Here is a 20,162-nt window from a genome sequence, read left to right on the forward strand (position 1 = left end):
GATGCGTACCATGCTTGCTTGCGGCGTTGCATTCGCCGCGCTCATGATTCCGGCTGCGGCCTTCGCTCAGTCTACCGGTTCACAGTCGTTCGATGAATCGAGCGAAATCGTCGTCAGCGGCACCAAGGAAAAGGCTGTCGGCGGCGTCGAGATCCCCGACTCGCCCAAGGCGAAGGTCCTGATCACGAGCGAGCTGATCCAGCGCCAGCGCGTCGGCCAGTCGATCAACGAAGTTCTCAACCTCGTCCCCGGTGTCAGCTTCACCAACAACGATCCCTGGGGTTCGTCGGGCGGTTCGTTCACGATCCGCGGCTTCAGTTCGGACCGCATCTCGCAGACGTTCGACGGTGTCCCGCTCAACGATTCGGGCAACTATGCCGTCTACACGAACCAGCAACTTGACAGCGAGCTGATCGAGAACGTCAACGTCAACCTGGGTTCGACCGACGTCGACAGCCCCACTGCATCGGCAGTCGGCGGCACCGTCAACATCAACTCCCTCGCCACCAGCGACACGATGGGCGCGCTGGTGACCGGGTCGTACGGCAACATCATCGCACCGGGTGCGGGCGACCGCCCCTATACGCGCGTATTCGGCCTGATTCAGACCGGCGACATCACCGGCCACGGCACCAAGGCGTGGTTCGCGGCGTCGAACCTGCACAACGAGCCCGCCTTTGCCAACTATGGCGGCGTGCAGAAGTCGCAGTTCAACGCGAAGGTTTCGCAGGACATCGGCAGCAACGGCGACTTCATCTCGCTGGCCGGCCATTACAACGTCAACCGCAACAACTTCGGTGGTTCGCCCTGACCGCAGCCGGATCGGTCGCACCGAACGGCGATATCGTCATCGACAAGCGCCGTCGCTTCTACAACATCGGCACGACCGCAGTTAACGGCGGCTACCCATGCAACACCGCCGCTGCACGCCCGGGCGTCGCGGACACGACCAACCTTTGCGGCACCCAGTTCGAGCGCCGCTTCAACCCGTCGAACACGGGCAACATCCGTCTGAACTCGCGCTACACACTGTCGGAAGGCCTCGTCTTCTCGGTCGACGGCGCCTACCAGACGACCAAAGCCAATGGCGGCGGCACCGTGACCGGTATCGAAGCTGCTGGCGGTACCGTCGCTGCGCCGCGCTTCGGCTTCGTCGGCAACGCCTATAATCTGGGTCGCGACCTGAACGGCGACGGCGATCTGCTCGATCGCGTCACCGTGCTCGCGCCGAGCCAGACCAAGACCGACCGCTACACCGCGGTCGCCAACCTGAGCTACGAGCTCAACCCGTTCAACCGCGTCCGCCTGTCGTACACCTTCGATCGTGCCAAGCATCGCCAGACCGGCGAACTCGGCTTCATCGATGCCGGCGGCGAGCCGTTCGACGTGTTCCCGGTCAACGATCCGATCGTCGACGCCAACGGCGCGGTGGTCCAGAAGCGCAACCGCAAGTCGTTCGCGACGCTGCATCAGGCTGCCGGCGAGTATCGCGGCCAGTTCATCGACGAGAAGCTGACCGTCCTGCTCGGCGCGCGCGTCCCGTTCTTCAAGCGCGACCTGAACAACTACTGCTACACCACGTCATCGGCCGGTTTCGTCGACTGCATCTCGAGCGGTTCGACGGCGGCCTACGAGGCTGGAGCCCCGTACGTCATCGCCGCCAATGGCGCCGCGTCGGGTTCCGCACCGCCGCAGTCGCGCACGTACAAGTATGACAAGATCCTGCCGAACGTCGGCGCGACCTTCCGCCTGACCCCGACGACCAGCGTCGCGGCCAACTATGCCAAGAACATTTCGGTTCCCGGCACCGACACGCTGTACAACTCGCTGTACATTCCCGCGAACAACGCTGCGGCGCAGCCCGAGGCGGAAACCTCGGACAGCTTCGACCTGAGCCTGCGGTATCAGCGCAGCATCGTCCAGGCGGCGATCACCGGCTGGTATTCGAAGTACCAGAACCGCATCGTTTCGGCTTACAACATCGAGTGCGACTGCTCGGTCGACACCAACCTCGGCGCGGTCGAGAAGTACGGCATCGACGGCAGCGTTTCGGTTCGTCCGATCCCGCAGGTCCTGGCCTATGTGTTCGGTTCGTACATCCATTCGGAGATCGAGAACGACGTTCCGGGGCGTTCCGGGGCGCTGGTCGCAACGGCCGGCAAGCGTGAGCGCAACACGCCGAAGTTCATGTACGGCGGCCGCCTGCAGGGGTCGTTGGGCGACCTGGATATCGGCGGCCAGGTCAAGTACACCGGCTCGCGCTTCCTGAACGACATCAACACGCAGAAGTTCGGTGGGTACACGGTGGTCGATCTCGACGTCCGCTACTCGCTCGCCAGCTTCGGCCTGCCGAAGACCGCGATCCAGCTGAACCTGACGAACCTGTTCGACGAGTTCTACATCGGTTCGTTCACCGGCGGCCTGACCACCGCAAACTCGACCAATGTGAACTTCGGTTCGCCGCGGGCGATCAGCGCTTCGCTCCTCGTCGGCTTCTAAGCCTTCGATACCGCAGCTTGAAAGGCCGCCGTTCCCCTCGAGGAGCGGCGGCCTTTTTCGTCTTTAGCGGGGGCGGAGGCGGTCGATGGTGATGACGAGACCGCGCATTCGGGGACGGGCCGGTCTTCTCCCTTCGCTGGAAGGAAGGGGTAGGGGGCGGCTCGGCCCGCTTGAGCCGCGAGATGGGGTTTGCGGAAGCCTACCCACCCCCGGCCCTCCCTTTCAGGGAGGGGGAAGATGGTGGCCGGTGGGGTGTTCTAGCGCGCTCTTTCTGGTCTTGGCTCCGGACCAGTAGGAAGCCACATTCCGAACTTACGCCCCTTGCACCGTCGCAGCTTTTGCGTGTCTCCGTCGCGGCGTGTAAGACCGCGGGCCAATGGCTACCCCTTCCGTCTCGTCCCCCGGCTCGTCCGCGCTCAACTCGTCCGCCCTGAACTCGGCCCGGCGCCTGCCCTTCACCGCGCGACCGTTCTTCGAGAACAAGGCGCGCGCGTTCTGGATTTTGCAGGCGGTCGGGTGGAGCGGGTATCTGCTGCTGCGCGGGGTCGTCTCGATCTCGAACGGGCTGTCGCTCGACGGGGTGATCCCGGTGATCGTCGAGGCGATCGTCGGATACCGCATCACGCTGCTGCTCTCGACGATGTACGGCCAGTATCGGCAGATGAACCGGCTGGTCGGGATTTTCCTGACGATCGCGACGCTCGCTGCGGCGACGTTCCTGTACGCGGTGCTCGACGCTTTCACCTTCTCGTTCATCGCGACGTCGACGCCGGGGGTGACGCTGACGCGGTTGCTGGGGTCGGTGTATGTCACCTTCACCGTGCTGTTCGGCTGGTCGGCGCTGTATTTCGGGATCAATTTCTACCTTATCGTCGAGGCGCAGATCGACCAGATGGAGCATCTGGAGAACCAGGCGTCCACGGCGCAGCTGGCGATGCTGCGCTATCAGCTCAATCCGCATTTCCTGTTCAACACGCTCAACTCGATCTCGACGCTGGTGCTGCTCAAGCAGACCGAGCGGGCGAACGCGATGTTGTCACGGCTGTCGTCGTTCCTGCGCTACACCCTGGCCAACGAACCGACCGCGCATGTCACCGTCGCGCAGGAGGTGGATCAGCTGAAGCTGTATCTGGAGATCGAGAAGATGCGCTTCGAGGATCGGATGCGGCCGAAGTTCGACATCGATCCGCGCGCCGAACGGGCGAGATTGCCGTCGCTGCTGCTGCAACCCCTCGTCGAAAACGCGATCAAATACGCCGTCACCCCGCAGGAAGAAGGCGCCGATATCCACGTCGAAGTGCGTCTTGCCGGGGAACGGGTGCAGATCGCCGTATCCGATACCGGTCCGGGCTTGATCGAGGGCCGGATCGGGTCAAGCCATTCGACCGGCGTGGGGCTCGCTAATATTAGAGACAGGTTGGTGCAGGCATATGGCCCCGACCACCGTTTCGAAACCCGCTCCACGCCGGCTGGAGGCTTCTCGGTGGAAATCGAGATCCCGTATCAGCTGGAAGACGTGAACAGAGAGGCCGCATGACCATCCGTACCATTCTCGTCGACGACGAGCCGCTGGCGATCCAGGGGCTGGAACTCCGACTCCAGGCCCATGAAGACGTCGAGATCATCGAAAAATGCTCGAACGGCCGCGAGGCGATCTGCGCGATCAAGACGCACAAGCCCGACTTGGTCTTCCTCGATATCCAGATGCCGGGGTTCGACGGGTTCTCCGTCGTGCAGGGCCTGATGGAGGTCGAACCGCCGCTGTTCGTGTTCGTCACGGCGTATTCGGACCATGCGTTGCGCGCGTTCGAGGCGCAGGCGGTCGATTATCTGATGAAGCCGGTCGAGGAATCACGGCTGGCCGATACGATAGAGCGGGTTCGGCAGCGTTTGTCGGAGAAGCGCGGCGTCGAGGAAGTCGATCGGTTGCGCGAAGTGCTGGCCGACGTCGCGCCCGATGCGGCGGCGGACATGCCGGACGGGGATGCCGTGTCGGCGAACCGGTTCGAGAAGCTCATCAACATCAAGGATCGCGGGCAGATCTTCCGCGTCGACGTCGACACGATCGAGCGGATCGATGCGGCCGGCGATTATATGTGCATCTATACCGGCGATAATACGCTGATCCTGCGCGAAACGATGAAGGATCTGGAGAAGCGGCTCGATCCGCGGCGGTTCCAGCGGGTGCATCGGTCGACGATCGTTAATTTGGATCTGGTGAAGCAGGTCAAGCCGCATACCAATGGGGAATGCTTCCTGGTGCTGAATTCCGGGGCGAGCGTGAAGGTTTCTCGGTCGTATCGTGATGTGGTGGCGCGGTTCGTTCACTGAGGTTTTGATCCTCCCCTAAAAGGGGTGGATGGCGAAGCCAGGCGGAGGGGTATCGCCCTCCCGATAGCGTGACACCCCTCCGTCAGCCCTGCGGGCTGCCCCTCCCCTTGCAGGGGAGGATGGAGGGGTGTCGAGCGCCCCTCATTAACCAGTCCCTAAAACCCCTCACCTAAAGCGGGGGGATGAAGACGTCGGGTTTCGGCCTTTATCCGCATGCGCTGATCAGCCTGCCCGCGTTGGTGATGGCGACCTCCTGCGTGCCGTCCGAGCGGCCTGCGGCGGTCGCCCGGGTTCAGCCCGAACGTAATTCTCGCGCTCTGTTGGAGCGGATGGCACTGCATGTGCCGGATGATATCTCGGCGAAGATCGCGACGGCCGCGCCTGATATGCCGTCTGCAGTTACGGCGCCATTCGTTGCGCCGCCCTTTGTGACTTCGAACTCTAGTGATGACGCCAGCCGGGCGGCGGAGTGCCTGACGGCGGCGGTGTATTACGAAGCGCGGTCGCCAGTCGGTGGAAGGGCAGCGGGCGGTGGCGCAGGTCGTGTTGAACCGGGTGCGTGACCGGGCCTTTCCGAACAGCGTCTGCGGAGTCGTGTATCAGGGCGCGGAGCGGCGGACGGGATGCCAGTTCAGCTTTACGTGCGATGGCTCGATGAACCGGCCGCAGGAATTGGGGGCTTGGGATCGCGCGCGCGCGGTTGCGGCGGCGGCGCTTAGCGGGAGCGTGTACGCGCCTGTCGGAGCGGCGACGTCGTTTCATACGACGAGCATTTTGCCGTGGTGGGCGTCGAGTCTTGCGCGGATCACGACGGTTGGGGCGCATGTGTTTTACCGCTGGCAGGGGCGCTGGAGCGGGCTCTGACGTTTCGGCAGGCTTATGCTGGGGTTGAGCCTGGGATTCTGGAGTTTTGATCTGGCGGGCGGCAATAGTGTGGCGGCGGTTGCGGCACAGGTTGCCGGGGTTTCGGTACATTATGGGAATCGGGAAGCCGTTGCGGACTTGAGTGAGGCACCGATAGACACGCCGCATGGGGTGACGGTGCACCGGGGGTGCCGCGCTCCGGCTCGACGATTGCGGGTGCCGCGGTCGTGCAGACGCGGTTGGTTTCGGGGTTCGGGTTCATGTCGGTGGGCGGGCCTCTGCGATGCTTGGTGGCGGTGAAAGCGTCGACGCGGTCGTCTCGGACGAAACCTGACCCACCCACAGCACCGCCCCGGCGAAGGCCGGGGCCCAGTTGGGGGACGTCGCTAACGACGGACCGCGCTGCGTTAAGACCACCTTCCCAACTGGGCCCCGCCCTTCGCCGGGGTGGAGGTAGGAGGAAACTGCCCTTGCCGTTGCTCCCGCACAATCCTCCGGAAGCCCCGTTCAAGCGACGTCCAGCAGGGTGACACCCCGGTTGGCGGGAACGACTTCTCCCCTCCCTGGAAGGGAGGGGTCGGGAGTGGGTCGGGTTACGCGTGGTCCGTCCATCGTGGCTCACACCGGCCTACCCACCCCTGCCCCTCCCTTTCAGGGAGGGGGCGCGGCTCGACCTTGGCGGGTTTGAGCCCGCTTCCCCTCCCTCGCAAATCCATGCTGCATCTGCTAACGGCACGCCCATGCTGAACCTGAACAATATCACGGTGCGCCTGGGCGGACGCGTTATCCTCGATGGCGCCACGGCCGCTTTGCCGCCGGGCAGCCGCGTCGGGCTGATCGGGCGCAACGGCGCCGGCAAGTCGACGATGGTGCGCGTGATCGCAGGGCAACTCGAGCCCGATGACGGTTCGGCCGACATGCCGAAGGGCGCGCGGATCGGCTACCTCGCGCAGGAGGCCCCACACGGCGTTAAGACGCCGTTCGAGACCGTGCTCGAAGCCGATCTGGAGCGCGCCGCGCTGATGATCGAGAGCGAGACGAGCGAGGATCCCGACCGGCTCGGCGACGTGTACGAGCGGCTGATCGCGATCGACGCCTATACCGCGCCCGCGCGCGCCGCGCAGATTCTGCTCGGTCTCGGCTTCGACGAGGATATGCAGGCTCGGTCGCTCGACAGCTTTTCGGGAGGCTGGAAGATGCGCGTGGCGCTTGCCGCGTTGCTGTTCTCGCAGCCGGACCTGCTGCTGCTCGATGAGCCTTCGAACCATCTCGATCTCGAAGCGGTGATGTGGCTGGAGGACTTCCTCAAGGGCTACAAGGCAACGATCGTGGTGGTCAGCCACGAGCGCGACTTCCTCAACAACGTCGTCGATCACATCCTGCATCTACAGGGCGGCAAGATCACGCTGTATCCGGGCGGCTATGACGCGTTCGAGCGGCAGCGTGCCGAGCGCCTCGCGCAGATCGAGGCGGCGCGCGCTAACCAGGCGGTGCAGCGCGAGAAGCTGCAGGAATATATCGCCAAGAATTCCGCGCGGGCTTCCACGGCGAAGCAGGCGCAGTCGAGGCAGAAGATGCTGTCGAAGATGCAGCCGATCGCCGAGAGCTATAATGATCCCACGCTGTCGTTCGGCTTCCCCAACCCGACCGAGCTGCGCCCGCCGCTGATCACGCTCGACATGGCGGCGGTCGGCTATGCCGACGTGCCGATCCTGAAGCGGCTCAACATGCGGCTCGATCCAGACGACCGGGTCGCGCTGCTCGGCCGCAACGGCAACGGCAAGACCACGCTGGCGCGGTTGCTGGCGGCGCAGTTGACGCCGATGGACGGCGAGATGTCGTCGTCGGGCAAGATGAAGGTCGGGTATTTCACGCAGTATCAGGTCGAGGAGCTCGACCCGACCGATACGCCGATCGAGCATATGTCGCATCTGATGAAGGGTGCGACGCCGGCTGCGGTGCGCGGTCAGCTCGGGCGGTTCGGCTTTTCGGGCGACAAGGCGACGACCAAGGTCGGCAAGCTGTCGGGTGGCGAACGTGCCCGCCTCGCCCTCGCGCTGATCACGCGCGACGCACCGCATCTGCTGATCCTCGATGAGCCGACCAACCATCTCGATGTGGATGCGCGCGAGGCTCTGGTGCAGGCGCTCAACGCCTATACCGGCGCTGTCGTGCTGGTCAGCCATGACCGGCACATGCTGGAACTGACCGCCGATCGGCTGGTGCTGGTCGACGACGGGACGGCGAAGGAATTCGACGGCAGCCTCGACGATTATATCGCGTTCGTCCTGAAGGGCGATTCGGGCAAGGGCGATGCGGCGTCGAAGGCCGACAAGAAGGCGGGGAAGAAGGCCGCTGCCGATGCGAAGAGCAACGATGCGGCTTTGCGCAAGGCGCTGCGCGAGATCGAGGAGCAGACCGCGAAGTTCACCAAGGAGCGTAATGCGCTCGATCGTGCGATGGTCGATCCGGCGAATGCGGAGCCGCGGTTTTCGCGGATGTCGATGGGGGATCTGAGCAAGCGTCGCGCCGAGGTGCATGCGAAGCTCGAGGCGAGCGAGGCGAAGTGGCTGGAGGCTAGCGAGGCGCTGGAGGGGGTGGCGGCTTAAAGGCCTTCTGCGCGCCCCTGGAGGAAGCCGCCTAGTCCGTTCTTGCCCCCCTCCCTGGAAGGGAGGGGTTGGGGGTGGGTCGGGTTCCGCGTGTTCAGGCGGTTGCGACTCGAGCTGGCTTACCCACCTCGGCCCCTCCCTTTCAGGGAGGGGGAAGATTGGTCAGCCTTCGTCTGTATCCGTCGCCGCCGGGCGCTCGAACCAAGCTTCCACCGGGCCGACCAGCTTCAGCGTCAGGGGATTGCCGTTGCGGTCGACCTTCTTGCCGAGCGCGACGCGGATCCAGCCTTCCGAGATGCAATATTCCTCGACGTCGTGGCGCACCTTGTCCTTGAAGCGGATGCCGATGCCGCGTTCGAGCAGCTCCTGCTGGAAGAACGGGCTGCGCTGGTTGATCGATAGGCGATCGGGGGGCGTGTCGCCGGTTGCGGCCGGGGTGGCGGCGGCTTCGGTCTCGGGGGTGTTTGGCGTGTCGGTCATGGTCGCGCGTCTAGCGGCAAGCGCCCGCCCCGCGCCAGAAAAAGCACGTGATGCAAAAGAGGCGCCGGGATTGCTCCCGACGCCTCCTTGCGATTGGTGTGTTCGGATCAGCTGCAGACCTGCACCGACACCCGGTCGCCGTAATAGGGATCGACCCGCCACTCGTTCCAGCACCGCGGACGATAATCCTCGCGGTAATAGGTGCGAACCGGCGGGCTGTAATACGCCACGGGCGGCGGCGCATAATAGCCGCGGTCGTAATAGCGCGGGCGATTGCTGCTCGCGATCGCCGCACCGACGCCCAAGCCAAGGATACCGCCGAGCACCGCCGCACCGGCCGCATTGCCGCCACCGCGATGGTGATACCCGCCCCAGCCATAGCCGCGTCCATAGCCGCCGCGGCCCCAGCGCTGCGCATCGGCCGGTACCGCGGCTGTCAGCGTGGTCGCTGCAAGGGCTACCCCCAAACCTGCCTTCTTCAAAAATCCGTTCATCATCCGAACTCCGTTACTAGTTACGCCCGGTCCGCCTGGGACAAACGCATAAGTGTCCGACCGTGTTTCAGGCTCTAGGCGATTCGGTCTGAACTGCGCCGGAACGGGCTGTTAACCCACGGTATAACTGTGTGGTCCCGCGCAGGGACACCCGGTAGCGGGGCACGTCTGGGCTTCGTCCACGAATATGGGATAGGGTGATGCCATGCGCAAAACCATGACGACGCGAGCGATCGCCTTTGCCGTTCTAGGGGCAGCGCCGTACTGATCGGCGGGCTGGCCTTGTCGGGATCGCCGGTGAAGGTGCGCGCCACGGAAGCGCCCGTGCGGGTGGCCGGGGCGCAGGTCGCGCCGCCTGTCCCGCAAGCCGTGCCGAAGCCAGCGACCGTCCCCTCCCTGGTCGCCGCCGCCGCCGCGGAGCCGGACGAGGGATATGTTGTGAAGCGGGTGCTGGATGTGCCCGAGCCGCTGCAGCATGGCGCCTATTACTGGGATACGGAGGGCGTGCCCGAGGGGCCGATCGTGATCACCGTCGACCTCGTCGCGCAGACCTTGTCGATCTTTCGCGCGGGGTACGAGATCGGCACGGCGGCGGTCATCTATGGCGCGGACGAGAAACCGACGCCGCTCGGCGTGTTCAAGATCACACAGAAGGACGCGCATCATGTGTCGAACCTGTATGGTGCGCCGATGCCGTACATGCTGCGGCTGACCAATGACGGGATTTCGATCCATGGCAGCGCGCTGATGGAGGGGAAGTACGCGACGCATGGCTGTGTGGGCGTGCCGACCGCGTTTGCGAAGCTGATCTTCGGGCAGGTCAAGCTTGGGGATCGGGTGATCGTGACGAGTGGCGAGATGTTGTCGCGCGGCGGGCGGATCACTGCTGCTTGAGGCGGGCGAACCGTAATCGGCCCACCTTGTAAGCAACTAACATCCAAACTCGTTGTATCGCCATTCGCTCTTAACGGTTGAGCGAATATCCTCCTGCCATGGCAAAACGGGGCGGGCGAAATAGGCTCAAGGCATGACGACGACGATCGATATCTGGTCGCCGACGACGTCTGGGGAAACATTCGACAAGGCAGCGCTGATCGAACGCGCACTCGCGCTGGCGGGAATGGGTGCCTGGAGCTGTGACCTGGCAGATCTCGTCGCTGCTGTGGACCGCAGGATCTACGACCTCTTCGGGCTGCCCGCGGACACACGGGTCGATCGGCGCGAGACCGTGGCGATGTACGCCGAGGAGTCTCGCGAGACCATGGAACGGGCACGCGCGCAGGCGATTGCGGACGCCGGGACGAGCGGGGACGCCAAGCGGGGCCGGTTTTCGGTCGATGCGGAAATCGTCCGGACCGATGGCGCGCGGCGGTGGATGCGGCTGACCGGCAACGTCGTCGTCGAAGGCGGGCGCGCGCGGCGGCTTTACGGGCTCAAGCAGGACATCACCGAGGAGAAGCTGCGCTGGGAGGCGATGCGGCAGCTCGCCGAGCATGACGCGCTGACCGGGCTCGCGAGCCGCGCGGTGTTCCAGAACCGGTTCCTCGATGCGCCCGCGGGCGGGTCTGGACTTGCACCTCTGGGGGCGCTGATCCTGTTCGACGTCGACGGCTTCAAGCAGGTCAACGATCGGCTCGGGCACGCCGCCGGCGATGCGTGCCTGCGCGTGGTGGCGGAACGGCTGGCGGCGGGGTTTCCGGACGCGCCGATGATCGCGCGGATCGGTGGGGACGAGTTCGCGGTGTTGGTCGGCGCGGAAACGCTGGGCGCGGCGCTCGAACTGCGGCTCGCTGCGGCGCTGGCCGATCTGCGGATGCCGATCGTCTGGGCGGGAGAGAACCTGCGGGTCGGGGCGTCCGCGGGGATCGCGATGGCGGGCGACGGCTATGCCTATGATGCCGAGGCGATGTTCGCGGTGGCCGATGCGGCGCTGTACGCGGCGAAGACGGCGGGCCGGAACACGTTTCGGGTCGGGATGCCCGGCGGTGAGGTCGAGCAGGTAATGCGGCTGGTCGGGTAATTTTGCGATCCTCCCCCGCCAAGGGGAGGTGGCACCGAAGGTGACGGAGGGGAGGACACGGGACCGAGGTTGCCCTTACCGCCCCCTCCGACTGGCAAGCGCCAGCCACCTCCCCCTTGCGGTGGAGGATCGAAAGAGGCTCCGTCGCCCGAGGTTCCCTCCCAAACAAAAAGGCCGGAGATTTCCCCCGGCCCTTCTTCGTTTCTTCACCAGAGCGACCCGGCGAAGCCGTGCCGTCGGACCTCGCCTGAGCGAGGCCGGCCGAGCTTGTAAGCTTGGCCGGCTTCGCCGTGCCAGGCTTACGCGCTCTGCTTAGCCCGGCTCGCCCGCTTACGCTCGTTCGCATCGAGGAAGCGCTTGCGCAGGCGGATCGACTTCGGCGTGACTTCGACCATCTCGTCGTCGTCGATGTAGGCGATCGCCTGCTCCAGCGTCGCGCGCTTCGGCGGGGACAGGCGGACCTGATCGTCCTTGCCGCCCGAAGCGCGGAAGTTGGTCAGCGCCTTGGTCTTCATCGGGTTGACCTCAAGGTCGTCCGGCTTGGCGTTCTCGCCGACGATCATGCCCTCATAGAGCGCCTCGCCGTGGCCCACGAACAGGATGCCGCGCTCTTCGAGCGGACCCAGCGCGTAGTTGTTCGCTTCGCCCGAACCGTTCGAGATCAGCACGCCGTTCTTGCGACCCTCGATCGGACCCTTGTGCGGGCCGTACTTCTCGAACAGCCGGTTCATGATGCCCGTGCCGCGCGTGTCGGACAGGAACTCGCCATGATAGCCGATCATCCCGCGCGACGGCGCCGAGAAGGTGATGCGGGTCTTGCCGCCGGTCGACGGACGCATGTCGGTCATCTCGGCCTTACGGGTGTTCATCTTCTCGACGACGGTGCCCGAATGCTCCTCGTCGACGTCGATGATGACGGTCTCGTACGGCTCGGTCTTCTTGCCGTTCTCGTCCTCGCCGAACAGCACGCGCGGACGCGAGATGCCCAGCTCGAAGCCCTCGCGGCGCATCGTCTCGATCAGCACGCCCAGCTGAAGCTCGCCGCGGCCGGCGACTTCGAAGCTGTCCTTGTCGGCCGCCTCGGTCACCTTGACGGCGACGTTCGACTCGGCTTCGCGGAACAGGCGCTCGCGGATCATGCGCGACGTCACCTTGGTGCCCTCGCGGCCCGCCATCGGCGAATCGTTCACGGCAAACCGCATCGACAGCGTGGGGGATCGATCGGCTGCGCGTGCAGCGGCTCGGTCACCGTGATGTCGGCGATCGTGTCGGCCACGGTCGCGACCGAAAGCCCAGCCAGCGAAATGATGTCACCGGCCTTGGCTTCGTCGACCGGCACGCGGTCGAGACCGCGGAACGACATGATCTTGGACGCACGGCCCGTCTCGATGATCTTGCCGTCGTTGTTCAGCGCGTGGATCGGCTGGTTGGTCTTCACCGTACCCGAATTGACGCGACCGGTGAGGACGCGGCCGAGGAACGGATCGCGGTCGAGCAGCGTGACGAGGAAGGTGAACGGCACGCCGGCGACTTCTACGGCGGGCGGCGGCACGTGCTTCACGATCGTCTCGAACATCGGGATCAGCGTGCCTTCGCGCGCGTCCATGTCGGTCGAGGCATAGCCGTTGCGACCCGATGCGTAGAGCACCGGGAAGTCAAGCTGGTCGTCGTTCGCGTCGAGCGACACGAACAGGTCGAACACTTCGTCGAGCACTTCCTGGATGCGCGCGTCGTTACGGTCGACCTTGTTGACGACGACGATCGGCTTCAGGCCGAGCGCGAGCGCCTTGCCGGTGACGAACTTGGTCTGCGGCATCGCGCCTTCCGACGAATCGACCAGCAGGACGACGCCGTCGACCATCGAGAGGATGCGCTCGACTTCGCCGCCGAAATCGGCGTGGCCGGGCGTGTCGACGATGTTGATGCGAATGCTCTCGGACTCGCCGGGAGGAGTCCAGTCGACCGAGGTCGGCTTGGCGAGAATGGTGATGCCACGCTCTTTTCGAGGTCGTTCGAATCCATTGCGCGCTCTTCGACGCGCTGGTTGTCGCGGAAGGTGCCGGACTGGCGGAAGAGCTGGTCGACCAGCGTCGTCTTGCCGTGATCGACGTGCGCAATGATCGCCACGTTGCGGAGGCTCATGAATGTATTCTCTTAATCGAGGAACGGGGTTGGCGCGCGCCATAGCGTAATTGTTGCGCCGCGGGAAGCCGCAGCGGCATTTCGTCGCCTTTAGAGGGAACCTCCGCGGCGCTTGTATGTTCCGGCGGCGAGAATCGCACGGGGTTCGCGGACCGCCAGCATCGCTCTCAATGCGGCGTGTTTGTCGGGCGCGGCTGCGTAGTAACGCTGCCAGATCCGCAGGCCCATCCAATAGCCGAGTTCGGGTGGCCAGCCGGCGGGCGGCGTCGAGTAGTTGCCGATCCAGCGCGCATAGGCCTTGGCTTCGGGTGAGCCTTCCTCCGGGTCGTCCTTGTCGGTGAGCTTGCGGGTGAGCGCGATGTCGGCCTGCATCTGGCGCCAGAGCTCGGCTTCGCGCGGGCTCGCCCAGGCTGCGCGGGCAGCGTCTGGCTCCTCGCCGGTGACGAGTTGCGCGATAAAGTCCGCGGCGCCCTCGACGAGGATCGCGGTGAGCAGCGGATCGCGGGCGAGCGTCATGCCGGCGTCTTGCTGGAACGAATGCACCGTCTCGTGCGCGAAGAAATGGCGCAGCGTCTGGCGGAGTTTCTCGGGCGTGGGGGACATGCGGCAGAGGACCTCAAGCCCGAGTACCTGCGCGCCGGGACCTGCCGTTCCGCCGGAATTGCCCGCGCCGAAGACTATATAGACTTGGGGCAGCTTCACGTCGAGGAGCGCGCCGTGGAGGCCGAGATAGATCGACCGGAGATCGGCGGTGGCGGCCTTCGCGACGGGGAGGCAGGTCTTGATCGCCTGTGCGTAGCGGGTGGGGTTGGTGGCGATCGCTTGCGCGAGGGTGTTCGCGTCGACGATGCGGCCGGGGTGAAGACGCCGATCCCGAAACTGCCCTTGTCGAGATAGTCGCGTTTCAGTTGCGCGGCGGTGGGTTTGCCTTTGGTCTTAGCGAATAGGGTTGCGAAGCGGTCGGCGTCTTCGGTGTGGATCGTGGCGGTGAGTGGGTCTGCTGGCGGGGGGCGATTCGTGGTGGCCGCGGGGAGAAGGGCGAGCGCGAGGATCAGCGGGCGGAGCATGGTGTAGAGTATCGTGTGGTTTGGTGGCCGCCAGTCTTATTCGGCGGTGAGATGCCCCACATCAGCCCAAAGCCGTTCCCCCGCGGAGGCGGGGGCCAGGGTTACGAGCGATGACACCCTTGGCTCCTGGGCCCCGCGTTCGCGGGGAACGAGAAGAAGGGTCAGGACCGCCCTTTATACCACCACCCCGGCGAAGGCCGGGGCCCAGTTGGAAAGGTGGCAATAACGACGTGCCGCAATCCGTTAGCAACGTCCCCCAACTGGGCCCCGGCCTTCGCCGGGGTGGGGCTTGAACTTAGGTGGCGATCATCGCCGAGTGGAATGGCTCAGAATCCCTCCAGCACGATCTTACCCTTGGCCGTATGGCTCTCGATCCGCTCGTGCGCCCGCCGCAAATTCGCCGCGTCGATTTTCCCAAAATTCTCCGCCAGCGTCGTCCGGATCGTCCCCGCATCGACCAACGCCGCGACCTCGTCTAGCAACCTACCCTGCTCGCCCATGTCGGGGGTCTGGAACAGCGAGCGCGTGTACATCAGCTCCCAGTGGACCGAGATCGACTTCTGCTTGAGCGGCGCGATGTCGAGCGTCTTGGGGTCGTCGATCAGGGCGAGGCGGCCCTGCGGCGCGATCAACGTCGCGATCTCGGCGATGTGCTCGTCGGTATGCGTCGTCGAGAACACGTACGCCGGCGCGCCGATCCCCAGCACCTCGACCTGCTCGGCGAGCGGCTTGCGGTGATCGATCACGTGGTGCGCGCCGAGATCTTCGACCCAGCCGCGCGTCTCGTCGCGCGAAGCGGTGGCGATGATCGTCAGGTCGGTGAGCTTGCGGGCGAGCTGGATCGTGATCGACCTCTACCCCGCCGGCACCGCCGATGATCAGGATCGCGTTCGCCGCACCGGGCACGGGCTTGCGCACGTCGAGGCGGTCGAACAGCGTCTCCCACGCGGTGATCGAGGTCAGCGGCAGCGCCGCCGCCTGCGCCCAATCGAGCGACTGCGGCTTGTGGCCGACGATCCGTTCGTCGACGAGGTGGTATTCGGCATTGGTGCCGGGCCGGTCAATCGCGCCGGCGTAGAACACCGCGTCGCCGACCGCGAACTTTGTCACGTCGGGTCCGATCGCGACGACGATACCCGCCGCGTCCCAGCCAAGCACCTGCGGCTTGCCGTCGGGATCGGCGCGGTTCTGGCGGATCTTGGTGTCGACCGGGTTGACCGACACCGCCTTCACCTCGACGAGCAGGTCGCGGCCGGTCGCTTCGGGCTTGGCGATGTCGAGATCGACGAGCGACTGCGGATCGTCGATCGGAAGCGACTGGGTATAGCCGATGGCGCGCATGCTGGAACTCCTGTGATGTCGGCCCCAAGCTGTCGACGCCGTCCCTTGGTTTCAAGGCGCGGTTGGCAAGAGCGGTGTGTTATCTATATATGCCACTTGAACGCGGGACGGGTTGCAGCCACGATGTCCCATCGAACGGAGATTACGCATGGCGACGACACCCGAGACGCTGAACGAAGAGCCGGACCTGGTTTTGACGCCGCCCGATCCCGTACCCACCGTCGCCGCCGCCAAGGCCGCCGGGCTGGTGCCCGTCGATGCCGGCGTGAAGTCGCAGCTTGAGGAGCGCGTGTCGGGCTTCGTCACCGATCTCGTCGCGCAGGACGTCAATTCGCCCGAGTTCGGCAAGCGGGTCGACGCGATCACGGCGATGGGCGCGAAGGAGATCCGCGAGGCCGCCGGCCAGTCGAACCGGTTCCTCGATCGCCCGGTCAAGGCGATGGATCAGGAGACCGGCGTCGGCAAGGACCTCGCCGAGCTGCGCCGCGTCGTCGAGGATCTCGATCCGGGCAAGAAGGGCAACCTGACCGCGCCGCAGAAGCTGTTCGGGATCATCCCGTTCGGGGGCAAGATGCGCAATTATTTCGACGGTTACAAATCGTCGCAGACGCACATCGCGCAGATCCTGAAGAGCCTCGGCTCGGGCAAGGACGAGCTGCTGATGGACAATGCCGCGATCGATACCGAGCGCGCGAATTTGTGGGCGGCGATGGGCCGGCTCGAACAGATGATCCATCTCTCGAAGACGATGGACGCCAAGCTGGAGGACGTCGCCAACGACCTCGACCATACCGATCCCGCAAAGGCCAAGGCGATCCGCGAGACCGCGCTGTTCTACACGCGCCAGCGCACGCAGGACCTGCTGACGCAGATGGCGGTCACCGTGCAGGGTATCTCGCGCTCGATCTGGTCAAGAAGAACAATGTCGAGCTGGTGAAGGGCGTCGATCGCGCCTCGACCACGACCGTCTCGGCGCTGCGCACCGCGGTGACGGTGGCGCAGGCGCTGACCAACCAGAAGCTGGTGCTGGAGCAGATCACCGCGCTCAACACGACCACCGCGAACATCATCGATCTCGACCGGCAAGCTGCTGAAATCGCAGACCGCGCAGATTCACGAGCAGGCGGCGTCGGCGACGATCCCGCTGGAAACGCTGCAACGCGCGTTCCAGAATATCTACGACACGATGGACGCGATCGACGTGTTCAAGCTGAAGGCGCTCGATCTCGATGAAGGTGACGGTCGGCGCGCTGTCGAACGAGGTCGATAAATCCCGCGGCTATATCGCGCGGGCCGAAGGGGCGACGCAGGGGCAGTTGGGCGGACCGTCGCCCAGCCCGTTCAAGCTGGAGGCGATGTAACCCTCGTGAGCGAAGTCGACGACGCCATCGCCAGCGCCCGCGCCTCCTGGTCGCGCATTTCCGACGACCGGACGGGCACCGTCATCGCACGCTCGCCATCGCGGGGGCGGGCGCGGCAGACGCAGGCGATCGGCAAGCGGCTGACCCGGATCGCGGTCGCCGACGTGTCGATCCTGATCGCGGCAATGGTGATCGGCTGGATCGTGCCGCTCGGGATCGGCGGCGCGATGCTGGTGATGGCGCTGCTGGTCGCCGCCACGGTGTTGTTCGCGGTCTGGCCGGCGGAGCGCGCGCCGACGCCCGAGCGGCTCGCCGCGGTCGATATCCGCGCGCTGCCGGCGCAGACCGAACGCTGGCTGGAGGCGCAACGCTCCGCCCTGCCCGCGCCGGCGATGACGCTGGTCGACAAGATCGGCCTGCGCCTCGAAACGCTGACGCCGCAGTTGGCGACGCTCGACGCGAACACGCAGGAAGCGGTCGACGTGCGCAAACTGATCGGCGAACAATTGCCCGCCTTCGTCAAGGATTACGAGAAAGTCCCGGCGTCGCTCCGCACCACCCCGCGCAACGGCCGCACGCCCGACGCCGAACTGGTCGACGGGCTGAAGCTGATCGAACAGGAGATCGGCGAAATGACCGCCCGCCTTGCGCAGAGCGACCTCGACAATCTGTCGACGCGAGGGCGCTTCCTGGAGATGAAGTACAAGGATTGAGCGGGTGAAGCGCACCCGGCTCAGCGTCTGCCGCAGAAAGGCGCGGTTCGTGTCGGAGGCAGACGCGCTGGTGGTGGCGGGAGCCGGGCGCGTGCCGCTCAGAGCATATCGGTGCGATCGGTGTTTGCAGTTTCATGTGACCAGCCGGACGAAGGGTAAGCGTGTTGGGTCAGGGCATCAGTAACGATCGCCCGGTTACGGTTATTCTCGATGCAACAAGTCCAGCCCAACTTGCGACATTTGTTCACGTGCTAGCGATCCGTACAATCACCCTCGCTGTTGCGGGCTTAGCCCGGATCGCTGGAATTACGGAATGAATGGTTGTCAGGCGGGCGATACCTTGAACCAATCGAAAGTATGGGAATGGATATTAAGATGATTTTCGGCGTGATTGACACACAAGACGCGCCGAAATGAGTGGGAGGAACAAATCAAAATACCATCATTGGTGGCCGGTTGTTTTACAAAATTACTGGTCCGACGAGAACGGCGATGTTTCTTGGATCGACGCGGCTGGAAATACCGGGAAGAAGAAAAGTGAAAACCGGAAGATCGGACTTAAGATTCACGGCCACACGCTGTTTCGTGGCGATGTTTGGGGTGATACAAATTTCGAAGACGAGTTCGATATCGACAACGAAGTTCACCGAATTATCGGCAACCTGAAGGACCTAAAGCCGCTTGGTAAATCGCTCTCGGCGTTAGAAAGTTGGTGGAAGTCCTTCCGGAAAATTGATCGAGTATTCACGGAAACCTGCTCCAAGCATCATATTGAGGAAAAGGCGAGCCGCGACCTTCTACTCCTGCTCTACTCGCTTCTGATTCGGAGCCCATCCTATCGATCGAAGTATGAGAACTTCCCCGCACAATTTGGACTGCCTGTGAGCGAGAACGTGGGAAAAGCAAATATGCGCCAGAGCTATTTGCTGGCGAAAAAGCTGTGCCAGAAAGGGGTTATGACGAACCGCTTCTTCGTTATCCTGCATTCGGATCACAGTCGCTTCATCTGTGGTGACGGCTATTTGGATTGGCTGTCCGGCAGCCTTCAGGCGAACCGGGTGGATGGCAGAGCGCTGATACCGCTCACGCCACATTTGTGCGTCTATATTTGCACCCCCACAGCCATGCGGACCGATCGGAACTGCGCTGCCATTCGAGCCGCACCATGGATGGTGGACCAAGTGAACGATATCACTCAGGTGTATTCGCGAGATCGGCTATTCTTCCTCGGTCGCAAGCCACGGCTGACTGTAAATTTCCTCAAACGGCAATTTCTGGAGCACAGCGATCACCGGGTCGATTTGCTCGATCAGTTGGATGAGATAGCTCAGCCTGCACCACGTTGGGGCAGTTTCGTTGAATTCAATCTTTAGTCGAACTCCCGTGCGTGTTGACGATTTGCTCGACCAGAAGCGCCAAAAGCCGCCATTCTGCTCTCTACCCGATCACCGTCGTTAACCCAGTACCGTGCGTGCTCGATCCGCTAGTCGCTCGACCGCCGCGGTGTGGATGCCTGGGGTGCAGGCCAGCACCCCAAACGCCTGCGGGCGCGGCTTGTTGAACACCAGCGGTGCGCCGAGCGCATCGCTCACCGTCGCCCCTGCTTCGCTCGCGACCAGCACCGCCGCGGCGATGTCCCATTCGTTGCCCCAGCGGAGGGTGGCGACGAGGTCGGCTTCGTCGGCGGCGACCATCGCGATGCGGAGCGCGATCGAGTTGGGTTTGTGGACCATGACGAGGTCGCGGTCGGCTTTGGGGAGGGCGTCGACGGGGTGCGGCTGCCGGCGAATTCCGTGCGGGTGCCGGTCTTGAGCGCCACGCCGTTGCGGGTGGCGCCCTGCCCGACCACCGCACGCCAGTGCTCGTCGCGCGTGGGGGCGTCGAGGATGCCGATCACCGGGCGACCGCGATCGACCAGCGCGACCGACACGCACCAGCCTGGCCTCGCGCGGATATAGTCGCGCGTACCGTCGATCGGGTCGACCACCCAGAGCAGGTCATGCGCGAGGCGGTCGGCGTTGTCGGCGGTCTCTTCGGACAACCATCCCGCCTCAGGGAGCAAGGTCGACAGCCGCGCCTTGAGCATCCGGTCGATCGCGATGTCGAGTTCGCAGACCGGGCTACCGGGGTCTTTTCCCAGCGCTGGAAATCGGTGTCGAAGCGGTCGTGCGCCATCGCGCCGGCCTCCATGGCGATCTTCGCGACGGCGTCGGCCATCGCGCGCAGCCATTCCGGCGACGG

At 64.6% G+C, this 20,162-nt stretch carries 13 protein-coding genes and 5 pseudogenes; 11 read left to right on the forward strand and 7 right to left on the reverse strand.

The genetic code is table 11. The annotated features are described in order from the left end of the window. Nucleotide 1 precedes the first annotated feature (1 nt). From AC0IX7_RS12445 to AC0IX7_RS12470, 6 genes and pseudogenes are all read left to right on the forward strand, one after another. A pseudogene (locus AC0IX7_RS12445) lies at nucleotides 2-2,499 on the forward strand (TonB-dependent receptor). Nucleotides 2,500-2,875: 376 nt separating this feature from the next. Continuing rightward, nucleotides 2,876-4,036, forward strand: coding sequence for a sensor histidine kinase (locus tag AC0IX7_RS12450; RefSeq protein WP_471812165.1), 1,161 nt, complete (start codon nucleotides 2,876-2,878; stop codon nucleotides 4,034-4,036). Further along, on the forward strand, nucleotides 4,033-4,830 hold the full coding sequence (locus AC0IX7_RS12455) for a LytR/AlgR family response regulator transcription factor (RefSeq protein ID WP_471812167.1): 798 nt from the start codon (nucleotides 4,033-4,035) through the stop codon (nucleotides 4,828-4,830). The genes AC0IX7_RS12450 and AC0IX7_RS12455 overlap by 4 nt, the downstream gene beginning before the upstream one ends. A gap of 182 nt (nucleotides 4,831-5,012) precedes the next feature. Then, nucleotides 5,013-5,393 (forward strand): hypothetical protein, encoded by a 381-nt coding sequence (locus AC0IX7_RS12460; protein WP_471812168.1) that lies wholly within the window; start codon nucleotides 5,013-5,015, stop codon nucleotides 5,391-5,393. After that, entirely contained in the window at nucleotides 5,386-5,694 is a 309-nt protein-coding gene (locus AC0IX7_RS12465; protein ID WP_471812169.1) for a cell wall hydrolase, read from the forward strand. The genes AC0IX7_RS12460 and AC0IX7_RS12465 overlap by 8 nt, the downstream gene beginning before the upstream one ends. 740 nt (nucleotides 5,695-6,434) lie before the next feature. Beyond that, nucleotides 6,435-8,303 carry an ABC-F family ATP-binding cassette domain-containing protein gene (locus AC0IX7_RS12470; protein ID WP_471812171.1) on the forward strand — a complete coding sequence of 623 codons (1,869 nt, stop codon included), beginning with the start codon at nucleotides 6,435-6,437 and terminating at the stop codon, nucleotides 8,301-8,303. 162 nt (nucleotides 8,304-8,465) lie between these two features. Here the strand turns inward: AC0IX7_RS12470 and AC0IX7_RS12475 are convergent, their stop codons facing one another. Together AC0IX7_RS12475 and AC0IX7_RS12480 are read right to left on the reverse strand one after the other, a co-directional pair. Beyond that, entirely contained in the window at nucleotides 8,466-8,783 is a 318-nt protein-coding gene (locus AC0IX7_RS12475) for a DUF3297 family protein (protein WP_471812173.1), read from the reverse strand. Between the two features lie 107 nt (nucleotides 8,784-8,890). Continuing rightward, the gene (locus AC0IX7_RS12480; RefSeq protein WP_471812174.1) at nucleotides 8,891-9,277 is read right to left on the reverse strand and encodes a hypothetical protein; all 387 of its coding nucleotides are present in this window, start codon (nucleotides 9,275-9,277) and stop codon (nucleotides 8,891-8,893) included. Nucleotides 9,278-9,574: 297 nt separating this feature from the next. On the opposite strand from AC0IX7_RS12480, the gene AC0IX7_RS12485 reads away from it, so the two are divergent. Together AC0IX7_RS12485 and AC0IX7_RS12490 are read left to right on the forward strand one after the other, a co-directional pair. Then, nucleotides 9,575-10,171, forward strand: coding sequence for a L,D-transpeptidase family protein (locus tag AC0IX7_RS12485; RefSeq protein ID WP_471812176.1), 597 nt, complete (start codon nucleotides 9,575-9,577; stop codon nucleotides 10,169-10,171). A 133-nt stretch (nucleotides 10,172-10,304) separates the two neighbouring features. Continuing rightward, complete coding sequence (locus AC0IX7_RS12490) at nucleotides 10,305-11,297, forward strand: diguanylate cyclase domain-containing protein (RefSeq protein ID WP_471812177.1); 993 nt, start codon at nucleotides 10,305-10,307, stop codon at nucleotides 11,295-11,297. Nucleotides 11,298-11,596: 299 nt separating this feature from the next. Here AC0IX7_RS12490 and typA read toward each other — a convergent pair. The 4 genes and pseudogenes from typA to AC0IX7_RS12510 all read right to left on the reverse strand — a co-directional run bounded on the left by typA (nucleotide 11,597) and on the right by AC0IX7_RS12510 (nucleotide 15,847). After that, a pseudogene (gene typA, locus AC0IX7_RS12495) lies at nucleotides 11,597-13,439 on the reverse strand (translational GTPase TypA). A gap of 90 nt (nucleotides 13,440-13,529) precedes the next feature. Then, nucleotides 13,530-14,141 carry a DUF2268 domain-containing putative Zn-dependent protease gene (locus AC0IX7_RS12500; RefSeq protein WP_471812179.1) on the reverse strand — a complete coding sequence of 204 codons (612 nt, stop codon included), beginning with the start codon at nucleotides 14,139-14,141 and terminating at the stop codon, nucleotides 13,530-13,532. After that, on the reverse strand, nucleotides 14,138-14,506 hold the full coding sequence (locus tag AC0IX7_RS12505) for a hypothetical protein (RefSeq protein ID WP_471812180.1): 369 nt from the start codon (nucleotides 14,504-14,506) through the stop codon (nucleotides 14,138-14,140). Before AC0IX7_RS12505 ends, AC0IX7_RS12500 begins: the two co-directional genes overlap by 4 nt. Nucleotides 14,507-14,832: 326 nt before the next feature. Further along, nucleotides 14,833-15,847 (reverse strand): annotated as a pseudogene (locus AC0IX7_RS12510) (zinc-binding alcohol dehydrogenase family protein). Between the two features lie 148 nt (nucleotides 15,848-15,995). Between AC0IX7_RS12510 and AC0IX7_RS12515 the strand changes: the two are divergent. The 3 genes and pseudogenes from AC0IX7_RS12515 (at nucleotide 15,996) to AC0IX7_RS12525 (ending at nucleotide 19,294) form a co-directional block, all read left to right on the forward strand. After that, nucleotides 15,996-17,208: pseudogene (locus AC0IX7_RS12515) on the forward strand (toxic anion resistance protein). A 5-nt stretch (nucleotides 17,209-17,213) separates the two neighbouring features. Next, nucleotides 17,214-17,921, forward strand: coding sequence for a hypothetical protein (locus tag AC0IX7_RS12520; protein WP_471812182.1), 708 nt, complete (start codon nucleotides 17,214-17,216; stop codon nucleotides 17,919-17,921). A 413-nt stretch (nucleotides 17,922-18,334) separates the two neighbouring features. Continuing rightward, on the forward strand, nucleotides 18,335-19,294 hold the full coding sequence (locus tag AC0IX7_RS12525; protein WP_471812184.1) for a hypothetical protein: 960 nt from the start codon (nucleotides 18,335-18,337) through the stop codon (nucleotides 19,292-19,294). An 81-nt stretch (nucleotides 19,295-19,375) separates the two neighbouring features. Here the strand turns inward: AC0IX7_RS12525 and AC0IX7_RS12530 are convergent. Then, a pseudogene (locus AC0IX7_RS12530) lies at nucleotides 19,376-20,138 on the reverse strand (3'(2'),5'-bisphosphate nucleotidase CysQ). Nucleotides 20,139-20,162: the final 24 nt, after the last annotated feature.

It is taken from the genome of Sphingomonas sp. AC411 (genome assembly GCF_979253035.1).